This window comes from Gordonia sp. KTR9, assembly GCF_000143885.2.
Lineage (GTDB): Bacteria > Actinomycetota > Actinomycetes > Mycobacteriales > Mycobacteriaceae > Gordonia.
Window position 1 is genome coordinate 913,912 of sequence record NC_018581.1, and the last position, 15,376, is coordinate 929,287.

A 15,376-nucleotide genomic window follows, 5' to 3' on the forward strand; every position below is an offset into this window, starting at 1 on the left:
GCCGGCGTGCCCGGTCGAGGGAGAGACGAGTAGGAGCAGGCGAGATGCCAGCACAACGGAGCGAAGCCGCCGAGCAGGTCCTGGAGAAGATCAACGTCCTGCTCCCGGAACTCGAGCAGCGTGCGCAATCGACCGAGGATCTGCGCCGCATCCCCGACGAGACCGTGTCGAGCCTCGAGACCGCCGGCTTCTTCAGGCTGTTGCAGCCCGAGCAGTGGGGTGGTTACGAGGCCGACCCGGTCACCTTCTACGAGGCGGTACGCCGCATCGCGTCGGCGTGCGGGTCCACGGGGTGGGTGTCGGGCATCATCGGCGTGCACAACTGGCACCTCGCGCTGTTCGATCAGCAGGCACAGGAGGACGTGTGGGGTTCGGACACCAACGTCCGCATCTCGTCGTCGTACGCCCCGATGGGCATGGGCGAGGTCGTCGACGGCGGTTACAAGGTCAACGGGTCGTGGGCGTGGTCGTCGGGTTGCGAGACTGCTGACTGGGTCTTTGTCGGGGGTCCGGTCATCAAGAACGGCAAGCCCGTCGACTTCGTCAGCTTCCTGATCCCCCGCGAGGACTACACGATCAGGGACGTGTGGAACGTCGTCGGCCTGCGCGGCACCGGGTCCAACACCATCGAGGTCAAGGACGTGTTCGTGCCCCGGCACCGCATGCTGAGCATGCGCACGATGTCGATGGGGCAGAGTCCGGGCCTGGAGCGCAACACCGCACCGGTGTACAAGATGCCCTGGGGCACAATTCATCCCAGCACCATCGCGACACCGATCGTCGGGATGGCCTATGGCGCCTACCGCGCCCACGTCGAGCATCAGGGCAAGCGGGTCCGGGCCGCCTACGCGGGCGAGAAGGCCAAGGAGGATCCGTTCGCCAAGGTCCGGATCGCCGAGGCCGCCAGCGACATCGACGCCGCCTGGCGTCAGCTGTCGGGCAACCTGCAGGCCGAGTACGACCTCATCCTCGCCGGCGAGGAGATCCCGATGGAGTTGCGCCTGTCCGCCCGGCGCGACCAGGTGCGCGCGACCGGACGGGCGATCGCCGCGATCGACCGGCTCTTCGAGAACTCGGGCGCACACGCCCTGGAGAACGGGACGCCCATCCAGCGCTTCTGGCGCGACGCCCACGCCGGGCGCGTGCACGCCGCGAACGACCCGGAGCGCGCCTACGTCGCATTCGGCAACGGCGAGTTCGGGATTCCCATCGGCGACACGATGGTGTGAGACCTCGCCGCTGCCGACCAACACAGAGCCACAAGGAGTCTTGGAGATGAGCGACAGTCCGATCCGCTCGCTGGGGTACATGAGGATCGAGGCCACCGACATCGAGGCGTGGCGTACCTACGGCCTCAAGGTCCTGGGGATGATCGAGGGTTCCGGTCTCACCGACGGCGCCCTGTACCTCCGGATGGACGATTTCCCGGCCCGGCTGGTCATCGTGCCGTCCGAGCACGACCGGCTCGCGAGTGCGGGCTGGGAGGTCGCGAACGCCGCCGAGCTACAGAACGTTCGGGATCGCCTGGCACGCGCGGGAGTGGTCTTCCGTGAGGGCAAGGACGAGGAGATCGCCGACCGTCGCGTTGCGGAGATGATCGTCTTCGACGACCCGGCGGACAACACGCTCGAGGTCTTCCACGGGGCCGCGCTCGAACACCGGCGCGTCGTCAGCCCGTACGGGCACCGCTTCGTCACCGAGGAGCAGGGCCTCGGGCACGTCGTACTGACCTGCTCCGACGACAAGGCGGCCCTCGAGTTCTACCGGGACGTACTGGGATTCCGGCTCCGCGACTCCATGCGCCTGCCTCCGCAGGTGGTCGGGCGCGAAGAGGGTGACGAGGTCCCGTGGCTGCGCTTTCTCGGATGCAACCCGCGGCACCACTCGCTGGCCTTCCTGCCGATCCCGAACAGCACCGGCATCGTCCACCTGATGGTCGAGGTGGAGAACGCCGACGACGTAGGGTTGTGCCTGGATCGCGCGCTGCGCAAGAAGGTGCCCATGTCGGCGACACTCGGCCGCCACGTCAACGACCTGATGCTCTCCTTCTACATGAAGACACCCGGTGGCTTCGACGTCGAGTTCGGCTGTGAGGGAAGAACGGTCTCCGACGACGAGTGGATCGCCCGCGAGAGCACCGCCGTGAGTCTGTGGGGGCATGACTTCAGCGTCGGGTTCAAGGGCTGAGATGCCCCCCGACGCCACGACCCAGCAGTCCCACGCGCGGTCACCCTACGGGTCCGCCGACTTCGATTCCCGCCAGTTCCGGACCGCGATGGGCCAGTTCTGCACCGGCGTCACGGTCATCACGACGCTCGACGACGCGGGCAACCCGGTCGGCTTCGCATGCCAGTCGTTCGCGGCGCTGTCCCTCGACCCGCCGCTGGTCCTGTTCTGCCCGATGAAGACCTCTCGAAGCTGGAAGGTGATCGAGAAGACGGGCAAGTTCTGCGTGAACGTGCTCTCGAACCGACAGCAGGACGTCAGCGCGGCGTTCGGCGCCCCGGGTGACGACAAGTTCGCGAACATCACCTGGGACCCGTCGCCGGCCGGCCTTCCGGTCATCCGCCACGCACTCACCTGGGTCGAGTGCGACGTGGACAGCGTCACCGACGGCGGCGACCACCACATCGTCATCGGCCGTGCGCTGACTCTCGGAGAAGTGCTGCAGGACAAGCCGTTGCTGTTCTACCGTGGCGGCTACCTGTCGACCGAACACCCGCGGGTCACCCCCGCACAGGCAGAACTCGAGAATTTCCTGACTTGGACGGGCGGGGACACCTGGCTATGACCGTCGACGACACGACGAGTACCGACACCGACACCACCGGAATCGACAACCCGAGCGTTACATCGCAGCTGGTCACCCAGCCTCTCGTCGACGCGATCGCGGAGGCCGAGAAGCTGGTCGCGTCAGCCGATTTCGCCGAGACCGAACAAGATCTCGCCGAGGGCTACGACTACCTCGCCGGGAGCATCGCCGCGATCGTCCAGCTGGTCCGAGCCCGGTCGATCTCGCACCCGAACTTCGTGACGTCGACCGGGCCGTCGACGAAGATGGGCCTGGACAACCCGGACACGCTCTACTATCACGCCGACGTCGAGCCCACCGGGACGTATCGGGTGCGCGGACGTCGCGGTACCACAGCAGATCTGAGCTTTCAGGTGCTGCGCGGGGACTACACGGCGTCGTCGGTGCCGGGTGGCGAGGACGCCTTCGACGATCGTCGACTGACGATCGCCGAGGACGGCTCGTACGAGCTGACTTTCGGTCCGCCCATCCCGGACGCGCCGGACGACTACTTTCCGCTCGGCGAGGGCGCGTCGATGCTCGCGGTACGAGAGGTGTACTCGGACTGGTCCGAACGCAAGGGGTCGATCACCATCGAGCGGGTCGACACGGTCGGGACCGCCCCGGCGGAGCCGGACCTGGCGCGGGTGTCCCGCCGGTACGCGACCGCGGGCAAGATGCTGACCGCGCGCATCAACACCTGGTTCAACTTCCCGAAGTGGTTCTACCTCGACGAGCCGGTCAACACGTTCACCGTACCGCGTCAGACCCCCGGCGGGCTCAGTACGCAGTTCTCCTCGGTGGGTCACTTCCGGCTGGGTCCCGACGAGGCGATGGTCATCACCATCCCGCGGTCCGATGCCCCGTACCAGGGATTCCAGCTGGGCAGCATGTGGTACATCTCGCTGGACTACGTCAACCATCAGACCAGCCTGAACTCCGCTCAGGCGCAGGTGGATCCGGACGGCATGATCCGGATGGTGGTGTCACACCGCAATCCGGGTGTCGCGAACTGGATCGAGACGACGGGCCGGTCGAAGGGCATTCTGCAATTCCGCTGGCAGCGCAGCGATTCCCCGATCGGCCCGGACCTGGGGCCGGCCGCGCAGGTCGTCGCGTTCGACGACGTGCCCGCCCACCTGCCGCACCTCGACCACAACAGGATCGACGCCGACGGCTGGGCGGCGCGCATCGCGGCACGCCAGCGTGCCTTCGCCGAGAGGATGCTCGGATGAGTGTGAACAGGGGTCTGCTCGCCGACAAGGTCGTCGTGGTCTCGGGCGTCGGCCCGGGACTCGGGCGCTCCATCTGTCTGCGCGCGGCCGCGGAGGGTGCGCGGGTGGTCCTCGCCGCCCGCACCGAGTCACGTCTGAAGGAGGTCGCCGCCGAGATCGACGCCGCCGGCGGGACCAGCCTCGTCGTCCCGGCCGACATCACCGATGACGCCGCCGTCGACAACCTGGTCGCCACCACCGTCGCCGAGTTCGGCCGAGCCGACGTGCTGGTCAACAACGCCTTCGCGCTGCCGTCGATGAAGCCGTTGTCCCGCACCGACTTCGATCAGATCGCGAGCAGTATCGACGTCACCGTTTTGGGTACGTTGCGGGTCATCCGCTCGTTCACCGATGCGCTGGCCACGGCCGACGGCTCGATCGTCAACATCAACTCGATGGTCATCCGGCATTCCGAGCCCCGCTACGGCAGTTACAAGATCGCCAAGTCGGCGCTGCTGGCGATGTCGCAGTCGTTGGCCTCCGAACTCGGTGACAAGGGAATCCGCATCAACTCGGTCGCGCCGGGATACATCTGGGACGACCAGCTGAAGTGGTACTTCGGCGAGGTCGCCAAGAAGTACGGGATCTCACCCGACGACGTCTATCAACAGACGGCGTCGAAATCCGACCTCAAGCGATTGCCGGAGCCGGACGAGATCGCCGACGCCGTCGTGTTCCTCGCCTCGCCGATGGCGCGCGCCATCACCGGGCACACCCTGGACGTGAATTGCGGTGAATACCATGACTAGTGCGGCACGCACCGACGTCGGCACGATCGAGGACCTGCATTCCTCGGCCACTCGCGCCACCGGCCTCGACGACTTCGGGGACACCGACTACCTGGAGCCCCTGGGCATCCTGCTCGAGTCCTACCGCTCCGAGGCGGGGCTGACCGAGTTGGGCAGCAAGATGTTCCGCTTCTTCCTCAAGGGTGCGCTGGTCGCCCGTCTGCTCAGCGAGGCGTCGTGGAAGGCGAACCCCGGGTACGCCGACGTCGAGGTGACCCGGCCGATCTTCGTGACCGGCCTGCCGCGCACGGGAACGACTGCGCTGCACCGGTTGTTGGCCGCCGATCCCGCGCACCAGGGCGTCGAGATGTGGCTCGCGGAGTTCCCGCAACCCCGGCCGCCGCGCGACACCTGGTCGGACAATCCGGTCTACCAGCAGATCCAGGCCGGTTTCGAGCAGCACCACGTCGAGAATCCCGAGTTCATGGGGCTGCACTACATGGACGCCGCCGAGGTCGAGGAATGCTGGCAGCTGCTCCGGCAGAGCGTCATGTCGATCTCGTACGAATCGCTGGCGCATGTCCCGACCTATTCGCAGTGGCTGAGCCGACAAGACTGGACACCGGCGTATCTCCGGCATCGCAAGAACCTACAGCTGATCGGTCTGAACGATCCCGGCAAGCGGTGGGTGCTGAAGAACCCCAGCCATCTGTTCGCCCTCGACGCGCTCATGGCCGCGTACCCGGATGCCCTGGTGATCCAGACACACCGGCCGCCCACCACGCTCATCGCGTCGATGTGCAGCCTGGCCGAGCACGCCACACCGGGTTGGTCGACGACGTTCACCGGCGCGCAGGTCGGCCGGGACCAGCTCGAGTTGTGGTCGCGTGGGCTGCGGGAGTTCTCGACGGCGCGAAAGCGATACGACCCGGCCCAGTTCCTCGACATCGAGTTCACCGATCTGCGGTCGGACCCGATGGGCACCGTCGAACGCGTCTACGCCGCGCTGGACACCCCGATGACGGATGCGGCGCGGGCCGCGGTCACCGCCCTCGACGAGGAGAGCCAGTCGGGCGCCCGCAAACCCCAGCATCGTTATCAGCTCTCCGATTACGGGCTCGACGAGGCAACGGTCGAGGCGGCCTTCGCCGTCTGAGGACCCGCGGGATTTCGTAGGCAATGCGGACATGGCGCGCATTGTCGCTACCGATCGCCGGCCGGGCGTTTTACAGTGCATCGCATGGCAGAACCGGAGAACCGACAGTCGCCGGAGGGGTTGAGCCGACTCATCGCGTTTGCCGACGCGGTGGTCGCGATCGCATTGACCCTGCTCGTGCTCCCGCTCGTTGACATTGCCAACGATCTGCGCGAGGACTCGTCGGTCGGGCAGGTGGTGTCGGACAGGTCGATCGAACTGGTCAGCTTCTTCGTCAGCTTCGCCGTCATCTGGATCCTGTGGCGCCAGCACCATCAGACGATGGAGTACTTCCGCGCCTACGACCGGACGTTGATGAATCTCCATTTCATCTGGCTGCTGACGATCGTCGCGTTGCCATTCGCGACCGCCCTCGTCGACGGCGCGCATGTCGAGCAGGCCAACATCCTCTACATCGGCGTGCTCGCCGTCTCCGTGGCCTCGCTCATCGCGATCGCCGAGTGGGGCCGCCGGCACCGGGGATTGCTCGCCGACGACGCCGCGACCGATCGCTGGGCCGCCTCGGCGAGCGGACTGGGAACGCTCCTGATCCTCGCGTTCGCACTGGTCGTCGCGATCGTGTTCCCGCGCAGCGGAAATCTCCCCCTGGTACTGCTGGTGCTCACCGACCCGATCGAGCGCCTGATCGCGCGACGACGCGGCAGACCGGGCTGATCGTCGTCAGTGCAGGGAGCGGGCGAGCTCGGCCACCGCGGTGTGGGGTGCACCGAACATCTGCGAGGTGCCCTGGGCGCGCTTGAAATACAGCTGGATGTCGTGTTCCCAGGTGATGCCGATCCCGCCGTGCAACTGGATCGCCTCGCCCGCGACACGACGACAGACGTCGGAGCAGTAGACGTGGGCGGCCAGGGCCAGGTCCGCGGCATCGGGATCGCCGGCGGCGATCGCCGCCACCGCGGCCCGAGCGATGGACCGGGCCGTCTCGACCGACACGTACATGTCGGCCATCCGGTGTTTGAGCGCCTGGAACGATCCGATGGTGCGACCGAACTGCTTGCGCGACTTGGTGTAGTCGACCGTGAGGTCGAGGGCTCGCTGGGCGCCCCCGACCTGCTCGGCGGAGAGCAGTGCCCACGCCAGCGCACGGAGGCGGGGCGCGAGGTCGTCCGGTGCCGGGATCGCCGAGGACGCCACCTCGTCGAACCGCACCGACGACAGCGCCCGGGTGGGGTCGAGCACAGGCATCGGCGACACCGAGACGCCCTCCGCATCGGCGGCCACCTCGTGCAGGGTGACGTGCGTGCCGGGGCCGGCCGCGAGCACGAGGAACAGGTCGGCCGACTCGCCGTCGACGACGAAATGTGCGGTTCCGGACAGCAGTCCGGCGTCGGCGCGCACTCCGGGGGTCTGCCAGCCGCGCTCATCGGCCCAGCACAGCGCGGCGGTCCGTTCGCCCGCGGCCAGGGCGGGCAGCAGTCGCGACGACGCGTCGTCGTCGGCCGCGATGAGGATCGTGCCGGTGGCCAGTGCGGAGCCGAACGCCGGGACGGGACTCAGTGCGGCGCCGAGTTCCTCGAGTACCGCGGCCGACTCCACCCACGACGCCCCGGCACCGCCGAACCGTTCGGGTATCGCCAGCGCGGCCACACCGATCTCGGTGCACAGCGTCTGCCACAGACCTGAGTCGATCCGCCCGGGAGCGGACATGGCGGCGCGGACCGCTGTCGAGTCCCCGCGGCGACGCAGCAGATCCCGCACAGCGTCGACGAGTGCCTCCCGTTCCTCGGCGCCGATCGCCGGGGACGGAGGCAGGGTCTCGGTGCCGCGGCTTTCGGTGCCGGTACTGACGGTCACAGCGTCTCCAGGATGCGTTGGCGGTGTACGGCGGGCGAGCCCCAGGCGTTGAGCAGTGCCCGGGTCTTGGTGATGTACAGCGAGATGTCGTGTTCGGCGGTGTAACCGATCGCGCCCATCACCTGCAGCGAGCGCCGGGCCGACAGGTCGGCGGCCTCGGCGGCCGCGACCTTGGCCGCGGACACGTCGCGGGAGACGTCGGTGCCCTCCGGGACCTGCCCGTCGATGCCCAGGGCGGCCGCGTGGACGAGGGGACGCGCCATCTCGATGGCGATCGCCACGTCGGCCAGGTGATGCTTGACGGCCTGGAAGGACCCGATCGGGCGGCCGAACTGCTTGCGCGACTGGGCGTATTCCGACGCGATTGACAGCATGGCCTGACCCAGACCGAGCAGCTGCGCGGCTGTGGCCAGCGCACCCGCGTCGGCGGCGTCGGCGGCGTCGACGCCGGTCGCGAGCACCTCCCCGGCGGTGACCCGGGACAGGGTGCGCGTGCCGTCCACCGAGGCCTCGGTGCTCAGCACGGTCGCGCGTGAGAGCACCCCGTCCACGACGAGATAGACGTCGGCGGAGGCGGTGTCGGCGGCCAGTGGCTGGAGCGGTCCGATCGCACACGTCGCCAGTCGCCCTTCGGCGAGGTCGCTGAGCGGACCCGACACGTCGGCGTCGTGCAGCAGGATCGGCAGCACGGCGACGCTCTCGACGATCGGGCCCGGGGCGCAATGGCGTCCGAGCTGTTCGACGGCGACGACCATCTCCACTGCCCCGGCACTGCTGCCGCCGTGTGATTCGTCGATCAGGAGTCCGCTGATGCCGGCATCGGCGAGCTGTGAGTAGACCTTGGCGACGGCCGCGCGGTCACCGGCCGCCCAGGCACGTGTGGCGGTCGGCATGTCGGCCTTGCCCAGCATCGCATCCACCGTCGAGGCGAGGTCTGTGTGAATGTCGGAGAGTCGGAAGTCCATGTGTTTCACCGATCTCCGCGGGGAAGGCCGAGCAGGCGTTCGGCGATGACATTGCGCTGGATCTCGTTGGTGCCCGCATAGATCGGCCCGGACAGCGAGAACAGGTAGCCGTTGGTCCACTGGTCGTCGAGTTCGGCTGCGGGACCCTGCAGGTCGAGCGCGGTCTCGTGGGCGGCGATGTCCCACTGGGACCAGAAGACCTTGTTGATCGACGACTCCATGCCGAGGGAGCCGCCGGCCGCGAGGCGACTCACGGTCTGATAGGTCGACAGTTCGTAGGCACGCGATCCGATCCACGCATCCGCCACGCGCGCATCGGTGTTCGCCGTCGGTGGGACGGTCTCGCGGTTCGACCGCCAGAGCTCGACCAGGCGGTCGGTGGTGGCCAGGAACCGGCCGGGTGCGCGCAGTGACAGTCCGCGTTCGTTGGCCGCGGTGCTCATCGCGACCCGCCACCCGTTGTCCACCTCGCCGATGACACCCGACTCGCCCGGATTCGACGGGTCGTCGGGGACGAAGACGTTCTCCAGGAACAGCTCGGCGAACCCGGCCTCGCCGTCGAGCTGCGCGATCGGACGGACGGTCACGCCCTCACCGCGCAGGTCGAACATGAAGTAGGTGAGACCCTTGTGACGCTGTGCCTGTTTGTCGGTGCGGAACAGGCCGAAGGCCCGATCGGCGAAACTCGACCGCGAGCTCCAGGTCTTCTGGCCGTTGAGCAGCCAGCCGCCGTCGGTGCGCACGGCGGTCGATCGCAGCGATGCGAGGTCGCTGCCGGCTTCGGGTTCGCTCCACGCCTGACCCCAGATGTCGTCGGCGTTGGCCATCCGCGGCAGGATGCGTTCCAGCTGAGCGGGACTCGCGTGCTCGAACAGGGTGGGTGCGAGCAGGAAGATGCCGTTCTGACTCACTCGCCCGGGTGCGCCCGACCGGTAGTACTCCTCCTCGAAGATGACCCAGTGCAGCAGCGGGGCGTCGCGGCCGCCGTACTCCTCGGGCCAGCTGACGACCGACATCCGGTCGGCGGCCATCGTCCGCTCCCACTTGCGGTGTGCCTCGAATCCCTCGGCGGTGTCCATCGACGGAAGTGGTTCGCGCGGAACGTTGTCGGCCAGCCAGGCGCGGACCTCGGCCCGAAAGGCGTCGGCGGCGTCGTCGAAGAGCAGGTCCATGATCAGCTCCCCGATGCCGCAGTGGTGCCGGTGGACGCCGACGCCTTCATCGACTTCGCGTCCATGCCGCCGAGCGAATCGCCACCCGCCTCGGAGTTGGCGGCATGCGCGAAGTGGTGCCACCCGAACACCGAGTCCATGGAGGTGCGCAGCCCCATCTGGTCCTCGCAGATGTTGACGGCCTTCTTGCTGAGGAACAGACCCTGCATCGGCATGGCGACGGCCTTCTCGGCGATCTCGTTCACCTTGGTCTCGAGCGCGTCGCGGGGGACGACGTGATTGACCATGCCCCAATCAGCGGCCTGCGTCGCGGTGAAACGTTCGCCGGTGAACAGGATCTCCTTCGCCCGGCGCGGGCCGAGCACGAAGGCGTGCGCGAAGTACTCGACGCCGGGAATGCCCATCCGTGCGACGGGATCGGAGAAGAACGCGTCGTCGGAGGCCACGATGAAGTCGCAGATCCAGGCGAGCATGAGACCGCCCGCGATACAGGCGCCGTGGACCTGTGCGATGAGGGGTTTGGGGATGTCGCGCCACCGGCGGCACATCCCCATGTAGACCTCCATCTCGCGCGCGAGACGCTGGTCGGCCCCGGTCTTGTCGGTGTGGTCCCAGTGCAGGACGGCCGCGTTCTCGTAGTAGGTGTCGAAGTCGCGTTCCGGGGTGCCGATGTCGTGGCCGGCGGAGAAGTGCTTGCCGTTCGCGCGCAACACGATCACCTTCACCGCGGCGTCGTCGACCGCCTTGCGGAACGCCGCGTCGAGCGAATAGGTCATCACCGAGTTCTGCGCGTTGCGGTACTCCGGGCGGTTCAGCGTCACATAGGCAACCGCGCCCTCGGGTCCGCCGGTCTCGTAGGCGACCGGTGAGGTGTCCGGGCCCAGATCGTCGGGTCCGAGCGGAGGTGGGATGACGACGTCACTCATGCCCCCGAGACTAACCTAGCAAGTGCTTGGTTGGTAGTCGGTGTGGGTGATCGGCGGAACTGGCTCAGGGGATGACGACGCTCCCGCTGCAACTCGTGGACGGGATGCTCCAGAGCGCGTTGCGGTTGACCGCGCCGAAGGTGACGTTGACGCGTCCCCTGCCGATCTGGCTGACGGGGATCACGAAGTAGTGGACGCCCTGATAGGGCGGGTTCACGCGGACGTTGCTCACCTTCGAGCCGCGCTTGCCGGTGGCGAGGTTGTGCCAGTCCAGGCGTGCGGAGGACTGGTATCCGCCGGGGAAGTAGCTGGTGAAGTCGGTGGCGATGTAGGCATTGCCGGCGTACGTGCTGACGATGGTGCGCCGCGCCAGGAACGGGACGTCGACGACGTTGGGGCTCAGGCCGATGCAGTTCGACAGCGGATACTCGCGCGTCACCGCGTTCGCCTCGCCGGTGGCAGCGGCGCCGAGGCCGGCGGCCGAGGTCAGTGCGATGGCGGCGGCGGCCAACCGGGTGATCGTCTTCGTGCCGGGCATGTCTCGACTCCCTTGCTGGTGGCGGTGATCGGATGGCGTGATCACCGGTCAGTTTCCCCGTGGAAAGCCCGTTTTGTGTCGTTTCGGCGCAGCATGTTCATTCGATCGGTGGATGGGTTCTCACCTGAGGTGGCGTGAGATCCCGTCGGCGGCAGCCCGGGTGGCCTCGCCCAGCCGGTGGAGCTCGTCGACGCGGAGCTCCCGGTTCGGGCAGACGACGATCGCCGCCACCACCCGCTGCCCGGCATCGAAGACGGGTGCGCCGATGGTGACCACCGGCACCCCGGTGTCGTCGGCTGCGCACGCATCGATCTCCTCGGGCAGGTAGTCGATGACGGACAGCTCGGTGAGCAGGTCCCCGACCCTCGCGCGCAGGGTGTCCGACATGGTGTCGAGGGAGCTGAGGGCCTCGATCATCGCCACGTGGTCGTCGGTCATGCGCTCGATCGAATAACCGCGGTCGGCGACGACGTCGAGCACCATGCGGAGTCGTGTGCGGGTGGACTCCGCGGCCTGGCCGACCCAGTCCGACCGTGCGTCGTCCGGGTCGAAGGCGATGAACTCGCGGCAGATCGGCGGACGGAGCCGAATCCGGCTGCCGTTGCGCAGCCACGGATGTGGCGCGGACTCCGGGGCGAGGTGGGCCGGGAACGCGTGCGAGGCGAGGGTGACCGCATCCGTCGAGGTCCGCCGCGCGACGAAGCACGGGATGTCGAATCGGTCGCAGAGTTCGCGCGCCGCCGATGCGGCCCAGCGGACGAGGTGATCGGCGCTCTCGGCGCTGCGGACGAGTCCGACGAAGGCCGGTCCGACGGCGAAGGTGCCTGCCGACGGATCCCGGATCAGCCACCCGCACTCGACGAGTTCGGAGACGACGGCATGGGCGGTGGCGCGCGACATCGAGGTCTGGCGGACGATCTCGGCCAGGGTCATCGACGGCTGCTCCGCACCCGCGAGGAGTTCGACGATGCGGACGACCCGGGCGGTCGGCGGCGACGCGGCGCGTGCCGGTTGACGCGCGGAGGAGAAGTCACCTACGGTTTGTGTCACATTGTCAACACTTAGTGTCGAATATTCGACATGTCAAGGGGGTTGCTCCGGTGGCCATCACCATCGATGCCGACGGCGAACGTCGTCTGGATCGCACCGAGTCCACAACCGATGGACGTCCGTTCCACCGCGGCTACGAGCTCTCGCACCTCGCCGCGCTCGAGGCCGAGTCGGTTCACATCTTCCGAGAGGTCGCCGCCACCTTCGAACGGCCGGTTCTGCTGTTCTCCGGCGGCAAGGACTCGGTGGTGATGTTCCACCTGGCACGCAAGGCCTTCTGGCCGGCGCCGATCCCGTTCCCGCTCATGCACGTCGACACCGGACACAACTTCGACGAGGTGATCGAGTACCGCGACCGGGTGGTCGCCGACACCGGGGTCCGCCTGATCGTCAGCTCCGTGCAGGACGACATCGACGCCGGGCGGGTCGTCGAGCAGACCGGGCCGGGCGCCAGCCGCAACCGGCTGCAGACGACGGCGCTGTTGCGCGGTATCACCGAGAACCGTTTCGACGCCGTGTTCGGCGGGGCGCGTCGGGACGAGGAGAAGGCGCGGGCGAAGGAGCGTGTGTTCAGCTTCCGCGACGAATTCGGCGCGTGGAATCCGCGCGAGCAGCGACCCGAGCTGTGGCGGCTCTACAACGGACGTCACGCCAAGGGCGAGCACATCAGGGTGTTCCCGTTGTCCAACTGGACCGAACTCGACATCTGGCAGTACATCGCGGCCGAGGACATCGATCTACCGGAGATCTACTACGCGCACCAGCGCGAGGTCATTCCCCGCGACGGCATGCTCCTCGCGAAAACCCGCTTCCTGCAGGAGTTCCCAGGCGAGGAGGTGCGGACCGAGACCGTGCGGTTCCGGACGGTCGGGGACGCCACGTGTACCGGCTGTGTCCTGTCCGGCGCCGACGACGTGCTGAAGGTGATCGAGGAGATCGAGGTGACCCGGCTGACCGAGCGCGGCGCCACGCGCGCCGACGACCGGATCTCCGAGTCGGGGATGGAAGACCGCAAGAAGGAAGGCTACTTCTGATGGGCGACCTCAACGTTGTCGGCGGCGCGACGGAGATGCTGCGGCTGGCGACCGCCGGTTCGGTGGACGACGGCAAGTCGACGCTCATCGGGCGACTGCTCTACGACTCGAAGGCGATCTTCACCGACCAGCTCGAGTCGATCGAGCGCACCAGCGCCGAGCGCGGTGACGAGTACGCCAACCTCGCCCTGCTGACCGACGGGCTGCGTGCCGAACGCGAGCAGGGCATCACCATCGACGTCGCCTATCGCTACTTCGCCACGCCCAGGCGGAAGTTCATCATCGCCGACACACCGGGTCACGTGCAGTACACGCGCAACATGGTGACCGGTGCGTCGACCGCCGATCTGGCGATGATCCTCATCGACGCGCGCAAGGGCGTGCTGGAACAGACGCGGCGGCACGCCTTCCTGTCGTCGCTGCTCGGCATCCCGCATCTGACGGTCTGCGTGAACAAGATGGATCTCGTCGACTGGTCGCAGGAGCGGTTCGACGAGATCTGCGCGGACTTCGTCGATTTCGCGACCAAGCTCAACGTCGTGGACCTGACCTTCATCCCGATGTCGGCCCTGCGGGGCGACAACGTCGTCGACCAGTCCGCGGCGATGCCCTGGTACGAGGGGCGGCCGCTCCTGAATCATCTCGAGCACGTCTACATCGCCTCCGACCGCAACCTGATCGACACCCGCCTGCCCGTGCAGTACGTGATCCGGCCGCAACGCAGCGATGGTGCCGACCACCGCGCCTACGCGGGTACGGTCGCGGGCGGAGTGCTCGCCAGGGGCGACGAGATCGTGGTCTTACCAAGCGGTTTCAGCACCACCATCACCGAGATCTGGGCGCCGGGAGGGCAGCCGGTCGACGAGGCCTTCGCGTCGATGGCCGTGTCCGTCGAACTCGCCGACGAGATCGACATCGTGCGCGGCGACATGCTGGCACGGCCCAACAACCGTCCGTACGTCGGCCGCGACCTGGACGCGATGGTGTGCTGGTTCGCCGAGGACGCCGAGCTGCGACCGGGGAACAGGTATCAGCTGCTCTGCGGCACCCGGTTGACCCGGGCGCAGGTGAACGGACTCAACTACCGCCTCGACGTCAACTCGCTGCACCGCGACGAGAAGGCGGAGGGGCTGTCGCTCAACGAGATCGGGCGTGTCGCCCTGCACACCCAGGAGCCGGTGACCTTCGACTCCTACCGGCGCAACCGGGACACCGGGAGCTTCATCCTGATCGACGAGGCCACCAATCGGACCGTCGGGGCGGGGATGATCACCGCGCCGGTGAGTCACGACAGTCACGTCGTGTGGCAGGCGACGAAGGTCACCCGCGAGCACCGTCCGCACCACGGCGCCACGATCTGGCTGACGGGTCTGTCCGGATCGGGCAAGTCGTCGCTGGCGGTCGAGCTCGAGCGGCGCTTCGTCGCCGAGGGGCGTCCGGCCTACCTGATGGACGGCGACAACCTGCGGCACGGGCTGAACTCGGATCTGGGCTTCTCCGACGACGACCGGCGCGAGAACATCCGCCGGACCAGTGAGGTCGCGGCGCTGTTCGCCGACTCGGGATCGGTGGCGATCGTCTCGCTCATCAGCCCGTTCGCCGAAGAGCGGCAGCGGGCCCGCGAGATCCACGTCGAGCGCGGGTTGCCGTTCTACGAGATCTTCGTCGACACCCCGCTCGCGGAGTGCGAGCGACGAGACCCGAAGGGGCTCTACGACCGCGCGCGGCGGGGGGAGATCAGCCAGTTCACCGGTATCGACTCGCCGTACGAGCGGCCGTCGAGCCCGGATCTGGTCATCACCCCCGACGACGGTCCGCCGTCCGAGGTCGCCGACCTGGTGCTGCGTAACCTGGGTCTGTGAGTGCGTGGAGCGCCGTCTCCATGCCG

General features: G+C 67.8%; 15 protein-coding genes. 9 read left to right on the forward strand and 6 right to left on the reverse strand.

The genetic code is table 11. The annotated features are described in order from the left end of the window. Positions 1-44 precede the first annotated feature (44 nt). The 7 genes from hsaA to KTR9_RS04960 all read left to right on the forward strand — a co-directional run bounded on the left by hsaA (position 45) and on the right by KTR9_RS04960 (position 6,663). Positions 45-1,229 (forward strand): 3-hydroxy-9,10-secoandrosta-1,3,5(10)-triene-9,17-dione monooxygenase oxygenase subunit, encoded by a 1,185-nt coding sequence (gene hsaA / locus KTR9_RS04930; RefSeq protein ID WP_010842128.1) that lies wholly within the window; start codon positions 45-47, stop codon positions 1,227-1,229. Between the two features lie 46 nt (positions 1,230-1,275). After that, positions 1,276-2,187 carry an iron-dependent extradiol dioxygenase HsaC gene (gene hsaC, locus KTR9_RS04935; protein WP_010842127.1) on the forward strand — a complete coding sequence of 304 codons (912 nt, stop codon included), beginning with the start codon at positions 1,276-1,278 and terminating at the stop codon, positions 2,185-2,187. Position 2,188: 1 nt separating this feature from the next. After that, positions 2,189-2,791: a 3-hydroxy-9,10-secoandrosta-1,3,5(10)-triene-9,17-dione monooxygenase reductase subunit gene (gene hsaB / locus KTR9_RS04940; RefSeq protein ID WP_010842126.1), complete on the forward strand. Its 603-nt coding sequence runs from the start codon at positions 2,189-2,191 to the stop codon at positions 2,789-2,791. After that, positions 2,788-4,026, forward strand: coding sequence for a hypothetical protein (locus tag KTR9_RS04945; RefSeq protein ID WP_014925475.1), 1,239 nt, complete (start codon positions 2,788-2,790; stop codon positions 4,024-4,026). The genes hsaB and KTR9_RS04945 overlap by 4 nt, the downstream gene beginning before the upstream one ends. Further along, positions 4,023-4,814 (forward strand): SDR family oxidoreductase, encoded by a 792-nt coding sequence (locus KTR9_RS04950; protein ID WP_014925476.1) that lies wholly within the window; start codon positions 4,023-4,025, stop codon positions 4,812-4,814. The genes KTR9_RS04945 and KTR9_RS04950 overlap by 4 nt, the downstream gene beginning before the upstream one ends. Beyond that, positions 4,807-5,949 carry a sulfotransferase family protein gene (locus tag KTR9_RS04955; protein ID WP_014925477.1) on the forward strand — a complete coding sequence of 381 codons (1,143 nt, stop codon included), beginning with the start codon at positions 4,807-4,809 and terminating at the stop codon, positions 5,947-5,949. Before KTR9_RS04950 ends, KTR9_RS04955 begins: the two co-directional genes overlap by 8 nt. Positions 5,950-6,033: 84 nt before the next feature. Further along, entirely contained in the window at positions 6,034-6,663 is a 630-nt protein-coding gene (locus KTR9_RS04960) for a TMEM175 family protein (RefSeq protein WP_044505912.1), read from the forward strand. 6 nt (positions 6,664-6,669) lie between these two features. Here KTR9_RS04960 and KTR9_RS04965 read toward each other — a convergent pair whose 3' ends face one another. The 6 genes from KTR9_RS04965 to KTR9_RS04990 all read right to left on the reverse strand — a co-directional run bounded on the left by KTR9_RS04965 (position 6,670) and on the right by KTR9_RS04990 (position 12,454). Beyond that, positions 6,670-7,803 (reverse strand): acyl-CoA dehydrogenase family protein, encoded by a 1,134-nt coding sequence (locus KTR9_RS04965; RefSeq protein ID WP_014928746.1) that lies wholly within the window; start codon positions 7,801-7,803, stop codon positions 6,670-6,672. Further along, positions 7,800-8,768: an acyl-CoA dehydrogenase family protein gene (locus KTR9_RS04970; RefSeq protein WP_014928747.1), complete on the reverse strand. Its 969-nt coding sequence runs from the start codon at positions 8,766-8,768 to the stop codon at positions 7,800-7,802. The genes KTR9_RS04965 and KTR9_RS04970 overlap by 4 nt, the downstream gene beginning before the upstream one ends. A 5-nt stretch (positions 8,769-8,773) precedes the next feature. Then, the gene (locus tag KTR9_RS04975; protein ID WP_014928748.1) at positions 8,774-9,940 is read right to left on the reverse strand and encodes an acyl-CoA dehydrogenase family protein; all 1,167 of its coding nucleotides are present in this window, start codon (positions 9,938-9,940) and stop codon (positions 8,774-8,776) included. 2 nt (positions 9,941-9,942) lie between these two features. Continuing rightward, the gene (locus KTR9_RS04980) at positions 9,943-10,866 is read right to left on the reverse strand and encodes an enoyl-CoA hydratase (protein WP_014925479.1); all 924 of its coding nucleotides are present in this window, start codon (positions 10,864-10,866) and stop codon (positions 9,943-9,945) included. Between the two features lie 64 nt (positions 10,867-10,930). Continuing rightward, a complete protein-coding gene (locus tag KTR9_RS04985) occupies positions 10,931-11,404 on the reverse strand; it encodes a hypothetical protein (RefSeq protein WP_044505915.1) in 474 nt (157 codons plus the stop codon). A gap of 120 nt (positions 11,405-11,524) precedes the next feature. Continuing rightward, a complete protein-coding gene (locus KTR9_RS04990) occupies positions 11,525-12,454 on the reverse strand; it encodes an IclR family transcriptional regulator (RefSeq protein WP_044505917.1) in 930 nt (309 codons plus the stop codon). Positions 12,455-12,540: 86 nt separating this feature from the next. Here KTR9_RS04990 and cysD point away from each other — a divergent pair, with 86 nt between their 5' ends. Both cysD and cysC read left to right on the forward strand, forming a co-directional pair. Then, positions 12,541-13,488 (forward strand): sulfate adenylyltransferase subunit CysD, encoded by a 948-nt coding sequence (gene cysD / locus KTR9_RS04995; protein ID WP_193363253.1) that lies wholly within the window; start codon positions 12,541-12,543, stop codon positions 13,486-13,488. Next, entirely contained in the window at positions 13,488-15,350 is a 1,863-nt protein-coding gene (gene cysC, locus KTR9_RS05000; protein ID WP_014925483.1) for an adenylyl-sulfate kinase, read from the forward strand. Before cysD ends, cysC begins: the two co-directional genes overlap by 1 nt. The last annotated feature ends 26 nt before the right edge of the window (positions 15,351-15,376 follow it).